The 16,765-nt window shown below is 67.5% G+C and carries 18 protein-coding genes; 7 read left to right on the top strand and 11 right to left on the bottom strand.

Annotated elements, in window-relative coordinates; genetic code table 11:
- Positions 1 to 319: 319 nt before the first annotated feature.
- The 11 genes from RDCOP1_RS14305 to RDCOP1_RS14255 all read right to left on the bottom strand — a co-directional run bounded on the left by RDCOP1_RS14305 (position 320) and on the right by RDCOP1_RS14255 (position 10,393).
- The gene (locus RDCOP1_RS14305; protein ID WP_072701679.1) at positions 320 to 1,828 is read right to left on the bottom strand and encodes a carboxyl transferase domain-containing protein; all 1,509 of its coding nucleotides are present in this window, start codon (positions 1,826 to 1,828) and stop codon (positions 320 to 322) included.
- An 80-nt stretch (positions 1,829 to 1,908) separates the two neighbouring features.
- Positions 1,909 to 3,102, bottom strand: a complete 1,194-nt coding sequence (locus RDCOP1_RS14300) for an ABC transporter permease (RefSeq protein ID WP_072701677.1) — start codon at positions 3,100 to 3,102, stop codon at positions 1,909 to 1,911.
- Positions 3,099 to 3,989 (bottom strand): ABC transporter ATP-binding protein, encoded by an 891-nt coding sequence (locus tag RDCOP1_RS14295; RefSeq protein WP_072701675.1) that lies wholly within the window; start codon positions 3,987 to 3,989, stop codon positions 3,099 to 3,101. Before RDCOP1_RS14295 ends, RDCOP1_RS14300 begins: the two co-directional genes overlap by 4 nt.
- Entirely contained in the window at positions 3,986 to 4,522 is a 537-nt protein-coding gene (locus RDCOP1_RS14290; RefSeq protein WP_072701673.1) for a hypothetical protein, read from the bottom strand. The genes RDCOP1_RS14295 and RDCOP1_RS14290 overlap by 4 nt, the downstream gene beginning before the upstream one ends.
- Position 4,523: 1 nt before the next feature.
- Positions 4,524 to 4,799 carry a helix-turn-helix transcriptional regulator gene (locus tag RDCOP1_RS14285; RefSeq protein ID WP_072701672.1) on the bottom strand — a complete coding sequence of 92 codons (276 nt, stop codon included), beginning with the start codon at positions 4,797 to 4,799 and terminating at the stop codon, positions 4,524 to 4,526.
- 81 nt (positions 4,800 to 4,880) lie between these two features.
- Positions 4,881 to 5,261 carry a VOC family protein gene (locus RDCOP1_RS14280; RefSeq protein ID WP_072701670.1) on the bottom strand — a complete coding sequence of 127 codons (381 nt, stop codon included), beginning with the start codon at positions 5,259 to 5,261 and terminating at the stop codon, positions 4,881 to 4,883.
- A 137-nt stretch (positions 5,262 to 5,398) separates the two neighbouring features.
- Entirely contained in the window at positions 5,399 to 5,773 is a 375-nt protein-coding gene (locus RDCOP1_RS14275; protein ID WP_072701668.1) for an RNA-binding S4 domain-containing protein, read from the bottom strand.
- Entirely contained in the window at positions 5,773 to 7,410 is a 1,638-nt protein-coding gene (locus tag RDCOP1_RS14270; protein WP_072701666.1) for an ABC-F family ATP-binding cassette domain-containing protein, read from the bottom strand. The genes RDCOP1_RS14275 and RDCOP1_RS14270 overlap by 1 nt, the downstream gene beginning before the upstream one ends.
- A gap of 109 nt (positions 7,411 to 7,519) precedes the next feature.
- A complete protein-coding gene (locus RDCOP1_RS14265; RefSeq protein WP_072701664.1) occupies positions 7,520 to 8,164 on the bottom strand; it encodes an FMN-dependent NADH-azoreductase in 645 nt (214 codons plus the stop codon).
- A 49-nt stretch (positions 8,165 to 8,213) separates the two neighbouring features.
- A complete protein-coding gene (locus RDCOP1_RS14260; RefSeq protein WP_072701662.1) occupies positions 8,214 to 9,287 on the bottom strand; it encodes a S1C family serine protease in 1,074 nt (357 codons plus the stop codon).
- On the bottom strand, positions 9,284 to 10,393 hold the full coding sequence (locus RDCOP1_RS14255) for an NAD(P)-binding domain-containing protein (RefSeq protein WP_072701660.1): 1,110 nt from the start codon (positions 10,391 to 10,393) through the stop codon (positions 9,284 to 9,286). Before RDCOP1_RS14255 ends, RDCOP1_RS14260 begins: the two co-directional genes overlap by 4 nt.
- Before the next feature lie 145 nt (positions 10,394 to 10,538).
- On the opposite strand from RDCOP1_RS14255, the gene RDCOP1_RS14250 reads away from it, so the two are divergent.
- From RDCOP1_RS14250 to RDCOP1_RS14220, 7 genes are all read left to right on the top strand, one after another.
- Positions 10,539 to 11,429 carry an SPFH domain-containing protein gene (locus tag RDCOP1_RS14250; protein ID WP_072701658.1) on the top strand — a complete coding sequence of 297 codons (891 nt, stop codon included), beginning with the start codon at positions 10,539 to 10,541 and terminating at the stop codon, positions 11,427 to 11,429.
- A gap of 10 nt (positions 11,430 to 11,439) precedes the next feature.
- Positions 11,440 to 11,664 carry a type II toxin-antitoxin system antitoxin gene (locus RDCOP1_RS14245; protein ID WP_072701656.1) on the top strand — a complete coding sequence of 75 codons (225 nt, stop codon included), beginning with the start codon at positions 11,440 to 11,442 and terminating at the stop codon, positions 11,662 to 11,664.
- Positions 11,665 to 11,695: 31 nt separating this feature from the next.
- A complete protein-coding gene (locus RDCOP1_RS14240) occupies positions 11,696 to 12,427 on the top strand; it encodes an enoyl-CoA hydratase (RefSeq protein ID WP_072701654.1) in 732 nt (243 codons plus the stop codon).
- Positions 12,424 to 13,542 (top strand): MBL fold metallo-hydrolase, encoded by a 1,119-nt coding sequence (locus RDCOP1_RS14235; protein WP_072701652.1) that lies wholly within the window; start codon positions 12,424 to 12,426, stop codon positions 13,540 to 13,542. The genes RDCOP1_RS14240 and RDCOP1_RS14235 overlap by 4 nt, the downstream gene beginning before the upstream one ends.
- A 51-nt stretch (positions 13,543 to 13,593) precedes the next feature.
- Positions 13,594 to 16,077: an HAD-IC family P-type ATPase gene (locus tag RDCOP1_RS14230; RefSeq protein ID WP_072701650.1), complete on the top strand. Its 2,484-nt coding sequence runs from the start codon at positions 13,594 to 13,596 to the stop codon at positions 16,075 to 16,077.
- Positions 16,078 to 16,117: 40 nt separating this feature from the next.
- On the top strand, positions 16,118 to 16,426 hold the full coding sequence (locus RDCOP1_RS14225) for an antitoxin (RefSeq protein ID WP_072701648.1): 309 nt from the start codon (positions 16,118 to 16,120) through the stop codon (positions 16,424 to 16,426).
- Between the two features lie 65 nt (positions 16,427 to 16,491).
- Complete coding sequence (locus tag RDCOP1_RS14220) at positions 16,492 to 16,713, top strand: antitoxin (RefSeq protein ID WP_307718199.1); 222 nt, start codon at positions 16,492 to 16,494, stop codon at positions 16,711 to 16,713.
- Positions 16,714 to 16,765 lie beyond the last annotated feature (52 nt).

The following is a 16,765-nucleotide window of genomic DNA, read 5'->3' as shown; positions in this document are numbered from 1 at the left end:
GCAGATTTAGCGCACCATCCGTCGACGGAACTGTTCCTTGCGCTCCTGTCCCGACCTGGTCGACCAAACCGCCAGGCGGAGGACACGTTTCATGCCCGCCTCGAAAGCCGGATCTTCCGGCATATAGGTGGTCGTCACCGGCGCGACGGGCAACGTCGGCACCGCTGTGGTTCGAGCCTTCGGGGCAGAGCCCTCCGTGGCCACGGTTCTGGGTGTGGCTCGTCGCCCGACCGAGTGGGATGTTCCGAAGGGGCAGTTCGCGGCGTCGACGTGGCAGAGGACGACCTGGTCGCGACGCTGCGCGGCGCCGACGCACTACTCACACTGTCGGGACGCCCAATCGGCGATACCGGTCGATTCGCCGGCTGTACCGCTCGCCCGCGGGTTCGTCGGCAAGTTCGGCGAGTTCGCGCGCGACGGCCGCCCCGACTCGCTTCACGAACTCCTTGGGTTCCTCAGTGGCGTCGGGTCGCTCGGGAATCACCCCGTCCACGATTCCGTTGCGAAGCAGGTCCCGCGCTCTGATTCCTTGCGCTTCCGCCATCCGCGGGGCGTGGGTCGTGTCGCGGTGCACGATGGCACTCGCCCCCTCCGGGGGTAGTGGGGCGAGCCAGCCGTGCTGCGCGCACAGCACACGGTCGGCGGGCAGCAGTGCCAGCGCGCCGCCGCCGGTGCCCTGGCCGAGCAGCACCGACACCGTCGGAGTCGACAGTGTCACGAGATCGGATATGCACCGGGCGATTTCCGGTGCGAGTCCGCGCTCCTCGGCCTCCTTGGACAACGAGGCGCCGAGGGTGTCGATGACGAGAACCAGCGGAAGTCGAAGCTCTTCGGCAAGCCGCATTGCGCGTCGCGCTTCCCGTAGCGCGCCGGGACCCATCGTGCTCGACGCGGACTGCCCGGTGCGGTCCTGCCCGAACATCACGCACGACACCCCGCGAAACCGAGCCAGCGACAACAACACTGTGCTGTCGGACTCGCCTTCCCCGGTGCCGGACAGCCTCACCTGAGCAGAGGCCGCGTGCCGGAGCAGTTCACGGATCCCCGGCCGCTCGGACCGGCGGCTGAGCATCACCGACTGCCAGGCCGGAATATCGGGCACGTCGTCGACGGTGGTGACGGCGCGAGAGGTGCTGTTATCGGGGCGATCCGGTTCCACGAGCACACGCAGAAGCCGGTGCACGAGTTGCCGGACGCCCTCGAGCGGAACGACTCCGTCGATCACGCCCTTGCGGTAGAGGTTTTCCGCCGTCTGTACGCCTTCCGGGAACGGCTCGTTGTAGAGCGCTTGGTAGACGCGGGGCCCGAGAAATCCGACGAGTGCGCCCGGTTCTGCGGCGGTGACGTGCCCGAGCGATCCCCACGACGCGAACACTCCGCCGGTGGTCGGATTGCGCAGGTACACAAGGTAACCCAGATGTGAAGCTTTGTGCTCGGCGACGGCGGCGGCGATCTTCACCATCTGTACGAACGCGAGCGTCCCCTCCTGCATTCGAGTGCCTCCGGAGGTGGGGGAGGCGAGCAGGGGGAGACGCTCTTCGGTGGCGCGTTCGATCGCGGTCACGATGCGCTCGGCCGCCGCGACGCCGATCGACCCTGCGAGGAAGGAGAACTCGCAGGCGATCAGCGCCACGCGGCGTCCGTGCACGGTCCCGGCACCGGTGAGAACCGACTCGTCGGTGCCGGATTTTTCGGCGGCCCGCCGAAGTTCCGCCCGATAGTTCTCGTCGGCCGGGACGTCCACCGGGGCTGTGTCCCACGAGGTGAAACTACCCGGGTCGATCACGCCGTCGATGAACTCCTGCGCGGAGATCTTGTTGCCCGCCACGTCGCCTCCACCTGTCGATCATGCTGTGGAACGAACCTATACGAGACGGGCAGGCGACTCGCTGAACCGTGCGCCCACGGCTACCGGCCGATCGCTTCCTTCCACGTGACCGTGCGGCCGATACGCAGGATCGAGCGTTGGTAGATCTTGGCGGCAATGACACTGAGCAACGCCGTCGCAGCAAGCATGAGAAGGACGGTGCCGACGATCTGCACCGGAGTCGCGACACCTGCGGCGATGCGGAGCGGCATGAGAATCGCCGAGAACGGCGGTATCCAGCTGAGGGTCGTGCTCCACGAGGCTTCCGGGTCGTCGACCGAGGAGAACGCCGCGAGGAACATCGCGATGATGACGACCATCAATGGTCCGGACGTGGAGTTCACGTCCTCTTGGCGCGACACCATCGACCCCGCCGCGGCGTAGAGGACGGCGAAGAAGGCGAAGCCGAGAATGAACCAGCCGATCGTGCCGGCCAGCACGCTGAGGGCTGTGCCCGTGACGGTCAGTGTCCCCGTGGCGAGCGCGGTACCGACACCCACGACGCCGTACGCGGTGAGCTGGAGCAAACCGACGGCACCGATGCCGAGGATCTTGCCCCACAGCAACTGCAACGGGCGGAGCGTGGAGAGCAGCAGTTCGACGACGCGCGAGGATTTCTCCTCGACCACGCCCATCGCGACGTACGTTCCGAACAACAGGATCTGCATGTACAGCAGGACCACGGCAAGGATCGACAGGATGATTCGCTGGCCCTGCTCGGGGTCGGGGGGATCGATGGCTTCGACGACCACCGTTGCGCGTGCAGCATCGGCAGCGACCTCCGCAGGGTCGACGCCACGAGTGGTCAACGCCGCGGACTGGGCTTCCTGCGCGACCGCAGTATCGATCAGCGTCTTGAGACCGGCGTCGATCTCGGATTCGGAAATCGCGGTGACGGTGCCGTCCGTGCCCGGAACGAGGGCGACGTCCAGGCTGCCGCTGCTGACCTGCTCACGTCCGGCGTCCGCGTCGGGCACAGTCGAGATTTCGATCGGCATGCCCGCGGCGTCGCCGATGGAGCCGAGCGTGGTGCCGAGGGAATAGCCGGCTACGACCCCGACGGTAGGTTGTTCGTCGTCGCCTCCGGAGAAGATCGATGTTGCGACGATGCCGACGACGATTGCGATCAGCACGAGGGCGTTGCTGATGACAAAGCTCTTCTTCTGGACCTGGGTGAAGAATTCACGTCGGGCGACGAGCCCGATCGCACGCGAGTTGCTCAATGGGGCGCTCATGCGGCCACCACCTCTCGGAACAGATCGGTCAGGGACGGTTGCTCCAAGGAGAACTCGTGGACCGGGCCGGTGGACAGTGCGGTCTTGAGGATCTGCTGGTCGTCGGCGCCGGGTTCGACCGCGAGCGTGGTCCGGCCGTCGAGATACTCTGCGTCGGAGACACCCGGCAGACCGTCGGCCCAACCCACCGGGGCATCGGGCGCGTGCACGACGAGGTGAGCACTTCCGCTTGCGCGCAGTTCGTCGACCTCGCCGACGACGCGCATACGTCCGTGGACGATGATGCCGACTCGCTTGCAGAGCCGCTGCACGAGATCGAGCTGGTGGCTCGAGAAGATGACGGGAACACCGGTGTTCGCCTTCTCGACGAGCACCTCGCTCATGACGTCGACGGCGACGGGGTCGAGGCCGGAGAACGGTTCGTCGAGGACGAGAACCGCCGGGTCGTGGATGAGCGCCGCGGCGAGCTGAACCCGCTGCTGATTGCCGAGAGACAAGGAGTCGACCGTGTCGCCGATCCGCTCGGCGATGCCGAGCCTCTCGGTCCACCGCTGCATCGCCGCCGTGGCATCGCGCTTCGAAAGACCGTGCAATTGAGCAAGATAGGTCAGCTGGTTACCGACCTTCATCTTCGGATAGAGGCCGCGCTCCTCGGGCATGTACCCGATCGTGCGGCGGACCTCGAGGTCGACGGGCTTGCCGTCGAGCCGGACCTCACCGCTGTCGGCGGCGAGAACACCCAACGCGATGCGCATGGTGGTGGTCTTGCCGGCACCGTTGCTGCCGACGAAGCCGAACAGTTCACCCGGCCTCACCTCGAAACTCACGCCGTCGAGAGCGACAGTGCTTCCGTAACGTTTGGAGAGATTGTCGATCGTGAGAGTCATATCTGGTCCTCCGGGTCGTCGTCGGGCCGGGTCCACGCCAGCAACACTGCCGGCAGGCATCCGCTGAAAAGAATTGCGGCGAGCGCGAATCCACCTGCGGAGTAGCAAAGGGCCCGGTGGTCGATGAAATCGAAAGGCGGGCTCCACAATAGTGCGAAGATCGGCACGATAAGCAGGCTTTGGGCTACCGAGAGTCCGATCGAGCGGGCGCTGTTGCGCTCGGCGATCTCGCGCTCGTCCAGCGCATGTCGCGGGGCGTCGGATTGCCGTCCCGACACGATCTGCAGGCACGTCCATGCGGGCAGGAACGCGAACACCACCAGAAGCCACACGAGCGCGACGGCGGGGAAGAAGTAGGTTGCAACGGAAATGACGAACATCGCCGAGATCAGCGCGATGACGGTGCCGGCGAGGATGCGGCGACGGTGCTGTCTGCGCCACCCCGGAAGCCAGCGTCCGAATGTGGCTTCGTGTGTCAGGAACCGGCGCGTGCGGTAGTCCTCGTACCGGTCGATGAGCGACGCGGTGGACATCTCATGCCTCCTTGGGGTGGCGTCGGTAGAACTCGGTCGACAACGGAGTGAACTCGGTGCGTGAGAAGACGGCCTCGACGGGAAGGCCGAAGACGTCACAGATGCGGAAGGCTAGATCCAGGCTCGGGTAGTGGTCTCCGCGTTCGAGGGCACCCACGGTTTGGGGGTTCACGTCGATGAGCTCGGCAAGTTGTGCGCGGCTCATCCCGCGTTCCGCACGGAGAACGCGGATGCGGTTGAAGATGGGGAGCGTTTCCCCACGGCGTACCGGACTCATGAAACGAAGTGTTGTAAAAACACAACGATTTGTCAAAATTTACGTCATCCGGTGTCTCTGGAGGCACCGGGATGCGTGCCGTCAGAGAGGGTCGAGCCGAGTCTTCAGCAGGCAGAACTCGTTGCCCTCGGGATCAGCCAATACATGCCATTGCTCCGCGCCCGTCTGGCCGATGTCGGCCGGTACCGCACCGAGGCTCAGCAGACGGTCGAGTTCGGCGTCCTGGTCGCGATCGGTTGCGTTGACGTCGATGTGCAAGCGCGACTTCCCCGGCTCGGGCTCATCTCTGCGACTCAGAATGATGGTGGGCTGCGCGCCGCCGAACCCTTCGCGTGGCCCGATTTCCAGCGACCCGTCGTCCTCACGATCGAGCACGACGAAGTCCAAGACCGCACACCAGAACCGGGCCAACACCTCGGGTTCTCTACAGCCGAGCACCAGTTCACTGATACGACACGCCATCGCCGAACCTCCGTCCCCTTCGGGACTGCCCGGGATGCTGCCCCGAGATCGCCGGCACCCGGCAGTCGATGGCGGTGATCGTAGCGAGCAGGCCCCGGACCGGCGAGGGCATTGCTCGATGACGTCGACCCGGTCGGTCAGTCTTCGCTGAACCCGCGGATCCGGTCGAGTTCGCGGCGGTCCTTTTTCGTCGGCCGGCCCGCACCGCGATCGCGGATCGGGATCGCCGCGAGGATTTCCTTCGGCGGCGGCGGTGGGCTGTGATCGATGTAGGCGGTGGCCGCGATGGGCGCACCCACCCGCTTGTTGACCAGTTGCGTTACCTCGACGATCTTTTCGACGCCGTGCGCCCGCACTCGGACTTCGGTGCCGATCGTCACCGGTGTCGACGGCTTGGCTGTGACCCCGTCGACCTTCACGTGGCCGGCGCGACAGGCCGACGCCGCAGCCGACCGCGTCTTGAACAGACGCACCGACCACGTCCAGCTGTCCGCGCGAACGCTTCCGCTCATTACAGCAACTCCTCGCTCAACCGCCCGTCCTCGAGGCGCCACCGCCGCGTGCTTCGCGTCGTCTCCAGCATTCTGCGGTCGTGCGTCACCAGAAGGAGCGTTCCGTCGAAGCTTTCCACTGCCTGCTCGAGTTGCTCGATCGCCGGAAGATCGAGATGGTTGGTGGGCTCGTCGAGTACGAGCAAGTTCACACCGCGCGCCTGCAGGAGCGCCAATCCGGCACGGGTCCGCTCGCCCGGCGACAACGATGCGGCGGGCCGCAGAACGTGGTGGCCCTTGAGCCCGAACTTTGCGAGCAGGGTGCGCACGTCGGCGTCCGGCCATTCGGGCACCTGATGCCCGAACGCTTCGACCAGCGGCTCGTTCCCCTCGAAGAGACCGCGCGCCTGATCGATCTCGCCGACCTGTACTCCCGAGCCGAGCGTCGCCCGCCCCGAATCCGGAGTGAGGGCGCCGAGGAGCAGCCGGAGCAGGGTGGTCTTCCCGGCGCCGTTCGGCCCGGTCACGATGATGCGATCACCCCACTGGACCTGCGTGGTCACCGGGCCGAAGGTGAAGTCACCACGCTGGACGACAGCGTCGTCGAGCGTCGCCACCACCGTGCCGCTGCGGGGCGCCGCAGCGATCTCCATGCGCAACTCCCACTCCTTGCGAGGTTCCTCGACCACGTCGAGACGCTCGATGCGGCGCTGTGTCTGACGTGCTTTCGCGGCCTGCTTCTCGGTGGCCTCCGCGCGGAACTTCTTGCCGATCTTGTCGTTGTCCTTCGACTTGCGACGCGCATTGCGGGTGCCGTGCTCGAGCCAGTTGCGCTGCATCTGCGCGCGGTCTTCGAGCTGCGATTTGGTGTCTGCGAACTCCTCGTACTGTTCGCGTGCGTGCCTGCGCGCGACTTCCCGCTCGACCAGGTACGCGTCGTATCCGCCGTCGTACACCGAGATCTGCTGCTGGACGGGGTCGAGTTCGACGATGCCCGTGACGGTCCGCGCGAGGAATTCGCGGTCGTGGCTCACCACCACGAGCGCGGTGCGAGTCTCCGCGACGAACCGCTCGAGTTGCTCCAACCCCGCAAGGTCCAGATCGTTGGTGGGTTCGTCGAGAAGCAGCACGTCGTAGCGCGACAGAAGTAGCGCCGCGAGCCCGACGCGCGCTGCCTGCCCGCCGGACAGGCCGGTCATCGGCGCGTCGAGACCGACTCCGAGACCGAGATCCGCCACCACTTTTTCGGCGCGCTCGGCGAGATCGGCACCACCGAGCGCGAGCCACCGCTCGAGAGCGGGTGTGTATTCGTCGACTGTGGAGTCGCCGAGGGCCTCCGCGGCCGCGTTCATCGTCTCTTCCGCAGCGGTGACCCCGGTGCGGCGACCGAGGAATCCGAGGACGGTCTCACCCGGAATGCGCTCGGGTTCCTGCGCGAGGTAGCCCACCGTGGCGTCGGGTGGACTGAGCACGATCGATCCGGTGACGTCTGCGTTCCCCACCCCGGCGAGGGTCGTGAGCAGCGTCGACTTTCCTGCACCGTTGGCGCCCACCAGTCCGATCACGTCACCCGGCGCGACCGTCAGATCGAGGCCTTCGAACAGGGTGCGTTCGCCTCTCGAGGTGGACAGGCCGCTGATACGTAGTGTTGCGCTCACATCTCGAGTATCCCCGCTGCGATGAGTCAGGCCGTCGGCCCGGGTAGGCACCGGGCAGGAGCCGTGACCTGACCCACACGTGCCACCGCCGACACGAGGTTGTCGTCTCTCAGGAGCCCAGCGTCGCCGCGAGATCCCGAACGGCCACCCGGGCCGCGGCCAGACTCTCCGCGGCCTGGGCGGCGAACGGGGCCAACGGCGGCAGACGGTTCGCCAGCGTGAGATCCACGGTCACCACCGACACCGACATGCCGAGAGAGTCGCCCAGTACCTGCCGGAGCGGAGGAACGACGAAATCTCCACTCGCGGAGGCCGTCCCGGGTGCGTAGTTGTTGCCCCTGGTCGACACGATCGTCACCGGCTTGCCGGCGAGCGGCTTTCCGCTTCCGTCGACCGGCACGGTGGTCCCGACGACGTGGACGAAGTCGATCCACGCCTTGAGCGTGGAGGGCATCGACGAGTTGTACATGGGCGCACCGATCACCACCGCGTCCGCTCCCGTCAACTCACCGATCAACTCGGCTTGCAGGCCCTCGGCCGCCGGGTCGGGCCGCTCGGAGTCGGTGCGCAACTGCGGCGCGTAGTGCAGTCCGGCGTCGGGGAGGTGCGGCAGCGGCGAGCGGTGCAGGTCCCGTTCCACGACCGCGTGGCCGGGGCCCAGCCCGCGCCAGGTGTCGACGAACAACCGTGTCAGCTCGCGCGAGACGGAGGTCTCGAGGTCGGCGGACGAATCGAGGTGCAGTAGTCGAGGCATGTGCTCTCCCGGTTCGGTGATGATCTTCCCAACGTACGGTCTTCCGTGGTCAGCGCACGGGTCCTTCCTCGAGGACGACCTCGGCGCTGCGGGTACGGCCGTCCGCGTCCTGCCATTCGATCGGTACCGCGTCCCCGGGTTTGCGCATCCGCAGCCGCGATTCCAGTTCCGTCGTCGACGACACGCGGTCGCCGCCGAACGACACCACCACGTCGCCGATTTCGATTCCGGCGTCGTAGGCGGGCGTGCCGAACGACACCCACAGAACCTCGGCCCCCCGATCGGCACCGTCGGCGCGCGCGGTGGTGACGCCGACACCCAGGCGCGGTGTGGGCCCCACATGGACGGTGTCCGTGCCGCCACCGGTTCGCACCTGTTCGACGACGGCGAGGGCTTCGCCGATCGGTACGGCATACGCCTCCGGTGGCGAGTCCGCCGCTTCTTGTGGGCCGTCTTCGATCGCTCCGGCGGTGTTGACGCCCACGACCGCGCCGTAATGGTCGACGAGCGGGCCGCCCGAATCTCCCGGGCGGATCGGGGTGTCGGTCTGGAGCATTCCGGTGAGCCGCTTCCGGGAGCCCTCGGTGGAATCGCGGACCATCACGCTGCGGTCGGCGGCGACGACGGTGCCCGGGGCCGCGACGACGACACCCCCACCGTCCGCGTTGCCGAACGCGGTGACGGGTGTGCCCGCCGCGGGGAGATCGTCCGTGACGGGTGCCACCGGAAGGCCGCTCGCGGCGGCGAGTTGGAGCACGGCGATGTCGAGCGCGCTGTCGTAGCCGACGACTTCCACGTCGTAGATCAGTCCGGTCGCGGCGCTCACCGCTGTGATGTCGGTGGCGCCACTGACCACGTGGTGGTTCGTCAGCACCGTGCCGTCGGGTGTGAGGACGATTCCGCTCCCGGACACACCCGTCCAGCCCCGGCTCGCGTCGATCGTCACGACGACGGGGACGGTGCGGGCGGCGAGTTCGTCGGCGGCCAGTGGCGCCGGCGGTGCTGCCGGTACCGGTGGTGGCGGGGGAGGCAGCGCGCTGTCGATGACTTCCGGTGCGGAGGCGAGAAGACTGGTGGCCACTGCGAAGGCGACCAGCAGGACAGACCCCCCGCGTCGCGTCACGGCGCCGCAGCTCCGGTGGTCAGGTGGTCGACGAGTTCACGCGCTGCCGCCCGTCCCGCCCGGTTGGCGCCGATCGTGGATGCGGAAGGGCCGTAGCCGACGAGGTGGATTCGCGGATCGGCCGCGACCTGCGTCGCGAGGCGGCCCGTCATGGTGATTCCCCCGCCGGGGTTGCGGAGCCCGAGCGGGGCAAGGTGATCGAGCGAGCTTCGAAAACCTGTGCACCACAGGATCGCATCGACATCGAGAGTGGTGCCGTCGGACCACCGGACCCCGGTCTCGGTGATCTCGGAGAACATCGGCTTCCGGTCGAGGACACCGCGCTCGCGTGCCGCTCGGATCGTCGGGGTGACGGGGATACCCGTGACCGAGACGACCGAGCCCGGAGGTAATCCCTGGCGCACTCGGTCCTCCACGGCGGCAACCGCTGCGCGGCCGAACTCGGGTGTGAATTCCTTGTCGCGCCAGACCGGTTCGCGCCGGGTGACCCAGGTGGTCGTGGTGACGCGCGAGATCTCGTCGAGCAGTTGGACCGCGGAGATTCCGCCACCGACGACGAGGACGTGCCGTCCGCGAAACTGTTCGGCGTCGCGGTAGTCCTTGGTGTGGAGTTGCTGCCCCCGGAATCGTGCGGCACCCGGGTACCACGGGACGAACGGATGTTCCCAGGTTCCCGTCGCGTTGATGATCCCGCGCGCGAAGTAGATTCCCTCGTCGGTTTCGACGCGCAGTCGCTCGCCCCGATCGCACACCACCGTGACCTGCACCGGGCGGTGTACGGGAAGGTCGTATTCCTTCTCGTAGGCGCCGTAGTACGCGGGAACCGCGGAGGACGCCGGCACCTCACCCGACCGGGTGTGGACCACGTCCGAGAAGGCGTAGCCAGGCAGGTCGTGCAGGCCGTTGACGGTGTTCAAGGTGAGGGACGGCCACCGGTGCTGCCACGCGCCACCGGGTCCGAACGACCGGTCGATCACCACGAATTCGGCTTCGGGTTCGAGGCCGAACCGTCGCAGATAGTAGGCAGCGGACAGCCCTGCTTGGCCCGCCCCGATCACGACGACGTCCACGTGCGTCGCGTTCTCGGCTGTTTCGTCCGACGTCATCCCCGGCCTTCCCTCGGATGGTTGTCCTCCATCATGCCGCGACCGCGGGAGGCGTGCGCTGTGAACAGGAAGCGGCCCCGATCCAAAAATGTGATATCACTTTGACATCACGTTCGCATCGGCGTTCGTGACGAAAGGGAGAGTCATGGAAACTGCACAGTCCAACACCTCGTCGGAGCGCCCGGGACGTTCGTCCAACGGCTGGCCCGTGCTCGGCGTCGCACTCGTCGCGCTGGCGGTAGCCACCGGGCTGATCGTCTGGGGAGCGGTCGAGGTGAACGTCCCGCTGGTCGTCGTGGGATCGGTTGTCGCAGTCGTCGCCGTCGTCTTCCTCGCGGGTCTGATTCTCGTCGAGCCCAACGAGGCCCGCGTGCTCCAGCTGCTCGGCGGTTCGTATGCCGGCACTCTGCGTGAGCCCGGCCTGCGCTGGATGAACCCCCTCAACTCGCGCCGCAAGATCACCACACGCATTCGCAACCACGAGACCGCCCGGGCCAAGGTCAACGATGCCGACGGCAACCCCATCGAGATCTCGGCGGTGATCGTCTGGCAGGTCGAGGACACCGCGCGGGCCGTATTCGATGTCGACGACTTCGAAGAGTTCGTCGCCGTCCAGACCGAGGCCGCTGTGCGCCACATCGCAGGCAGTTACCCGTACGACGGTGCGCTCGAATCGATTTCGCTGCGCCAGAACGCCGACCAGATCACCACCGAGCTGTCGGCGGAGGTGCATGCTCGCGTGCAGTCGGCGGGCGTCCGGGTGATCGAGACCCGCATCAACCAGCTGGCCTACGCGCCCGAGATCGCCCAGGCGATGCTGCGCCGCCAGCAGGCCGGCGCCGTGATCGCCGCGCGAGAACAGATCGTGCAGGGCGCCGTGTCCATGGTCGGCACCGCGCTCGAGCGCCTCGAAGCGGAGCACACCGTCTCGCTGGACGAGGACCGCAAGGCCGTGATGGTCTCCAACCTGCTCGTCGTCCTGTGTGGTGACCAGAGCGCCCAGCCCGTCCTCAACACGGGGTCGTTGTACCAGTAGGGAATTCGGCATGCCCGAACGCAAGAAGGTCCTGCTGCGGCTCGACCCGGCGGTCCACGACGCGCTCGCGCGCTGGGCCGCCGACGAGCTGCGCAGTACCAACGCCCAGATCGAACTGCTCCTGCGTCGCGCCCTGGCCGACGCCGGACGGACGCCACGCGGCGTCGGCAGGATCCGCGGTCCCGGACGACCCCGTGCACAGGAGTCGCGCGGCGAGGACGAGACAATGGAATGATCGCTGTGCAGTGACGAAAGGTGCCACATTCATGATCGGGATCAACCGCGACGGTGAGGTCGTCACGCTGGAGTTGCAGCGCGAAGAGCGCCGGAACGCACTCAACTCGCAGCTGTGCGTCGAGATCCGCGAGGCGGTAGAGCAAGCCGTGGACGACGACGCCCGGGTCATCGTGATCACCGGTCGCGGAACGAGCTTCTGCGCCGGAGCCGACCTGTCCGGCGACGTGTACGCCGCCGGGTTCCTCGACAACCTCGGTGACATGCTGCAGACGATCGAAAACGTGCCGATTCCGGTGATCGCGGCGATCAACGGCCCCGCCATCGGCGCGGGCACCCAGCTCGCGCTGGCTTCCGATCTCCGGGTCGTCGCCCCGAATGCCAGGTTCGCGGTGCCCGCGGCCCGTCTCGGAATCTCGGTGGACCGGTGGACTGTACGACGACTCGCGTCGCTCGTCGGCGGAGGCCCGGCCCGGACGGTGCTCCTGGCCGCCGAGCCCATCGAAGCCGAGGAAGCGCTGGCCCGCGGACTCGCCAACAAGATCGGCGACCTCGCAGCCGCACAGCAGTGGGCGCAGAAGATCGCGAAACTCGCACCCCTGTCGCTCCACGCGCAGAAGTTGTTCCTCAACGACGACGGCACCCGCGACGACAGCACTCCCGAGCAGACGGCAGCGCTGGCCGCCGCATGGCTCAGCGAGGACGCACAGGAAGCCAGGCTGGCCCGCGCGGGCGGCCGCGACCCGATCTTCCGCGGCCGATGAGGGCCCGGCAGGCCGCATCGTCCGCGCTCGCCGGTGCGGGCGCGCTCTGGTTCGCACGAGCTGCACGCGGTCTGCCGAGCTCCATCGGAGCATCGGTCGGCGATATCCGCCCCTATGCCGCGGGATCGCCCAACTACCGCGACGGCCGGTTCCACAACCTCGACCCCGCGTCAGTACTCGGTCCCGAGGACGGCGGGGGGCTGCTGAAGGACATGCTGACCCGCGGTTCCCGCGGAACGCCCCGTAGCGAGGTCCCTCTCGCTCCGGCGCTGGCCCCGGTCGACGCAGCAGAGCTCGCCGTGACCTGGTTCGGGCATTCGAGCGCACTCGTCGAAATCGACGGCTACCGCGTGCTCTGTGACCCGGTCTGGAGCGAACGCGTGTCGCCGTCGCCGACCGTCGGGCCGAAGCGGATGCACCCGGTACCGATCGAACTGCAGGCGTTGCCCGCCGCCGATGCGGTCCTCATCTCGCACGACCATTACGACCATCTCGACCGGGACACCGTCGAAGCCCTCGCCGCACTCCAGCCCGATGTCCGGTTCGTCGTGCCGCTCGGCATCGGCGCCCACCTGAGACGGTGGAAGGTCGCCGAGAACCGGATCGTCGAACTCGACTGGGATCAGCACGTGGAGGTCGAGGGGTTGCGCATCACGTGCACCGAAGCCCGGCACTTCTCCGGGCGCGGCCTGCAGCGCGACATCACGCTGTGGTCGTCGTGGGTCATCGCCGGGCCGACGCGCCGAGTCTTCTTCGGCGGCGACACCGGTTACACCCCGCGCTTCGCCGACCTCGGCGACAAGTACGGACCGTTCGATCTGACACTGCTGCCCGTCGGCGCCTACGACCGGCGCTGGCCGGACGTCCATATGGACCCGGAGCAGGCCGTACGGACGCACCTCGACCTCGGCGGCACCGACCGCCGCGACAGTCTGCTGGTCCCGGTCCACTGGGGGACGTTCAACCTCGCACTGCACTCGTGGTCCGAGCCGATCGCGCGGCTGGTCCCGGCCGCTCAGGAGTCTCGCGTCGCGACCGCGGTACCGATGCCGGGGCAGCGCATCGACGCGCTTCACCCCGTCCCTCGCGAACCGTGGTGGATCCCACTGGGCTGACCTGCATCCAGGGGAACAGGGCCGCGACCGGGTGGAATACCCTTGTCAATCATGGCAGGAGAAGAGCCCACCGCGGTGGTCGAGACCGGTGATGCGCTCGCGCATGACCCCGCATTTGTCGAGCGTGGGCTGTCCACCGAGCAGGTGGCCGAGAGGGTCGCCCGCGGGCAGACCAACGACGTACCCGACCGTGCTTCCCGCTCGGTCAAGGACATCATCCGGGGGAACGTGTTCACCCGGATCAACGCGATTCTGGGCGTGCTGCTGCTGATCGTGCTCGCGACCGGTTCGATCGTCGACGGCATGTTCGGTCTGCTCATCGTGGCCAACAGTTCGATCGGCATCATCCAGGAGGTCCGGGCCAAACGGACCCTCGACAAACTCGCGATCGTCAGCCAGACCAAACCGGTCGTGCGACGCAACGGCGCCGGCGGCGAGTTGGCGCCCCGCGAAGTGGTGCTCGACGACATCATCGAACTCGGTCCGGGCGACCAGCTGGTCGTCGACGGCACCGTCGTCGAGTCCGTCGGCCTCGAACTCGACGAATCACTGCTCACCGGCGAATCCGAAGCTGTGCACAAGGATCCCGGCACCTCCGTGATGTCGGGCAGCTTCGTGTCGTCGGGTACCGGTGCCTACCGCGCGACGAAGGTCGGGCGCGACGCATACGCGGCGCGGCTCGCGGAGGAAGCCAGCAAGTTCACGCTGGTCCACTCCGAGCTGAACGCCGGCATCAACAAGATCCTCAAGCTCATCACCTACCTGATGATCCCCGCGGGTCTGCTCATCATCTACAACCAGTTGTTCTCCAGCGGCGAGGCGCTCGGCCCGTCGCTCAGCGGCATGGTCGCCGCGCTGGTGCCGATGGTCCCCGAAGGTCTGGTCCTCATGACGTCCATCGCGTTCGCCGTGGGCGTGGTGCGACTGGGCCGTCGCCAGTGCCTCGTGCAGGAGCTACCCGCCATCGAGGGGCTCGCACGGGTCGACATCGTGTGTGCGGACAAGACCGGAACCCTCACCGAGAACGGCATGCGGCTCGCCGACGTCGAACTCGTCGACGGTCCTGGCGGTACGACGCTCGAAGCGGCTCGCACCGCGCTGGCCGCTCTGGCCGGCAACGACCCGCGCCCGAACGCGAGCGTGCTCGCACTGTCGGAGGCATTGCCCGACGATCCCGGCTGGGGTGAACCCACCGCGGTCGCACCGTTCTCCTCGGCCAAGAAGTGGAGCGGGCAGTCGTACGGGGCACACGGCAACTGGCTGCTCGGTGCCTGCGACGTGCTCCTCGACCGGGACACACCTACCGCCCGCCGCGCCGAAGAACTCGGAGCCCAGGGGCTGCGCGTGCTGCTGCTCGCACGCAGCGACCGTCCCGTGGACGACGCGCTCGCACCCGGGACCGTCGCCCCCGTCGCCCTGGTTGTCCTCGAACAGCGGGTGCGCACCGACGCGAAGGCCACGCTCGAGTTCTTCGCGGAACAACACGTCGACGTCAAGGTCATCTCCGGCGACAACGCAGTCTCCGTCGGTGCGGTCGCGTCGTCGCTCGGTCTGCCGCAGGGCGACAGCCCGATCGACGCGCGCACACTGCCCGACGATCGCGAGCAACTCGCCGACATCGCAGAAGCGTCGACGACGTTCGGGCGCGTGCGGCCCGACCAGAAACGGGCGATGGTCGGTGCGTTGCAGTCCCGCGGCCACACGGTCGCGATGACGGGCGACGGGGTCAACGACGTCCTAGCGCTCAAGGACGCGGACATCGGAGTCGCGATGGGCTCGGGTAGCCCGGCGGCACGGTCGGTCGCGCAGATCGTCCTGCTCGACAACAAGTTCGCGACGCTGCCCTACGTGGTGGGTGAGGGTCGCCGGGTCATCGGCAATATCGAGCGGGTCTCGAATCTGTTCCTCACCAAGACCGTGTACTCGGTGCTGCTCGCCTTCTTCATCGGCATCTCGGGCGTGCTGGCGACGGTGTTCGGCTTCGATCCGCTGCCGTACCCGTTCCTGCCCAGACACGTCACGATCGCGGCGTGGTTCACCATCGGCATTCCGGCGTTCCTGCTCTCGCTCGCCCCGAACAACGAGCGCGCCCGGCCGGGATTCGTTCCCCGGGTGATGCGGCTGGCCATCCCGTCGGGTGTGATCGTCGGAGTCGCGACGTTCGTCTGCTACCTCCTCGTCTACGCCGGTCCGGACCAGACCGAAGTGGAGAAGGTGCAGGCCGGAACCTCGGCGCTCATCACGCTGATCATGATCGCGCTGTGGGTACTCGCGGTGGTGGCGCGGCCGTACCAGTGGTGGAAGATCGCGCTGATCGTCGCAGCGGCACTCGGGTACGTGGTGCTGTTCTCCGTGCCGTTCCTCCGAGAGTTCTTCGCGCTCGACCCCTCGAACCTCGCCTACACCGGCATCGCCTTCACCTGCGGGGCGATCGGGATGGTTCTCGTCGAGGTCAGTTGGTGGGTCACCGGCAGGATTCACGGCGAGCGCCGCCGGGTGTTCGCTTCCCGGGAGGATCTGCACGCGGCGCCGTGACCTGTGGCACGCTGGTCGTAGTCCAACGGAAGGACACGCCATGGGACTCATGGACACCGTGAAGGGACTCCTCGGCAAAGGCAAGGGGTACGCCGCGGAACACTCCGACAAGATCGACGGCGCCATCGGGAAAGTCGGCGACGTCGCCGACTCGAAGACCGGTGGGAAGTACTCCCAGCACATCGACAAGGCGCAGAACGCCGCGCGGAAGCACCTCGGCACCGACGCGGCGCCCGGCACACCGCCGCCGAATCCCGACCCTGTCGTCCGGCCCGATCCCGAGCCCGGTCCGGACCCCCGGCCGGAGGGCGGCCCCGGACCGGCCACCCCGTCGGGGCCCGCCCAGTAACGAACCGACCGGCCCGCTCGCTGGTCCGGCCGACGCTGTGACACCCTTTTGTTCGCTCGATCGGAATGACCCGATCACCGGACAACAGGGGTTTGCGCGTGGGATTCATGGACAACGTCAAGGGCATCGTCGACAAGGGCAGACAGTTCGCGGCCGAGAATCCGGAGAAGGTCAACCAGGTCGTCGACAAGATCGGTGACGTCGCGGACAGCAAGACCGGCGGCAAGTTCGCCGGACAGGTCGATTCCGCGCAGGGTGCGGTGAAGAAGGCGCTCGGCACCGACTGAGTCCGGCAACCCACTGAGCCCTGGACTGCTCGGCCACGGTCCTGCGTCGGCT

Source organism: Rhodococcus coprophilus NBRC 100603, from assembly GCF_001895045.1.
Taxonomy (GTDB): Bacteria; Actinomycetota; Actinomycetes; order Mycobacteriales; family Mycobacteriaceae; genus Rhodococcus; species Rhodococcus coprophilus.
Note: the sequence above shows the minus strand (reverse complement) of the source record. Positions and strands in the feature narration are given on the sequence as shown.

Bases quoted from the DNA above. Each gene is read 5' to 3' on its own strand.
- RDCOP1_RS14300 (WP_072701677.1), bottom strand. From the start codon at position 3,102: ATGAGCGCCCCATTGAGCAACTCGCGTGCGATCGGGCTCGTCGCCCGA.
- RDCOP1_RS14295 (WP_072701675.1), bottom strand. From the start codon at position 3,989: ATGACTCTCACGATCGACAATCTCTCCAAACGTTACGGAAGCACTGTC.
- RDCOP1_RS14290 (WP_072701673.1), bottom strand. From the start codon at position 4,522: ATGTCCACCGCGTCGCTCATCGACCGGTACGAGGACTACCGCACGCGC.
- RDCOP1_RS14285 (WP_072701672.1), bottom strand. From the start codon at position 4,799: ATGAGTCCGGTACGCCGTGGGGAAACGCTCCCCATCTTCAACCGCATC.
- RDCOP1_RS14280 (WP_072701670.1), bottom strand. From the start codon at position 5,261: ATGGCGTGTCGTATCAGTGAACTGGTGCTCGGCTGTAGAGAACCCGAG.
- RDCOP1_RS14275 (WP_072701668.1), bottom strand. From the start codon at position 5,773: ATGAGCGGAAGCGTTCGCGCGGACAGCTGGACGTGGTCGGTGCGTCTG.
- RDCOP1_RS14265 (WP_072701664.1), bottom strand. From the start codon at position 8,164: ATGCCTCGACTACTGCACCTCGATTCGTCCGCCGACCTCGAGACCTCC.
- RDCOP1_RS14255 (WP_072701660.1), bottom strand. From the start codon at position 10,393: ATGACGTCGGACGAAACAGCCGAGAACGCGACGCACGTGGACGTCGTC.
- RDCOP1_RS14250 (WP_072701658.1), top strand. From the start codon at position 10,539: ATGGAAACTGCACAGTCCAACACCTCGTCGGAGCGCCCGGGACGTTCG.
- RDCOP1_RS14245 (WP_072701656.1), top strand. From the start codon at position 11,440: ATGCCCGAACGCAAGAAGGTCCTGCTGCGGCTCGACCCGGCGGTCCAC.
- RDCOP1_RS14240 (WP_072701654.1), top strand. From the start codon at position 11,696: ATGATCGGGATCAACCGCGACGGTGAGGTCGTCACGCTGGAGTTGCAG.
- RDCOP1_RS14235 (WP_072701652.1), top strand. From the start codon at position 12,424: ATGAGGGCCCGGCAGGCCGCATCGTCCGCGCTCGCCGGTGCGGGCGCG.
- RDCOP1_RS14230 (WP_072701650.1), top strand. From the start codon at position 13,594: ATGGCAGGAGAAGAGCCCACCGCGGTGGTCGAGACCGGTGATGCGCTC.
- RDCOP1_RS14225 (WP_072701648.1), top strand. From the start codon at position 16,118: ATGGGACTCATGGACACCGTGAAGGGACTCCTCGGCAAAGGCAAGGGG.
- RDCOP1_RS14220 (WP_307718199.1), top strand. From the start codon at position 16,492: ATGACCCGATCACCGGACAACAGGGGTTTGCGCGTGGGATTCATGGAC.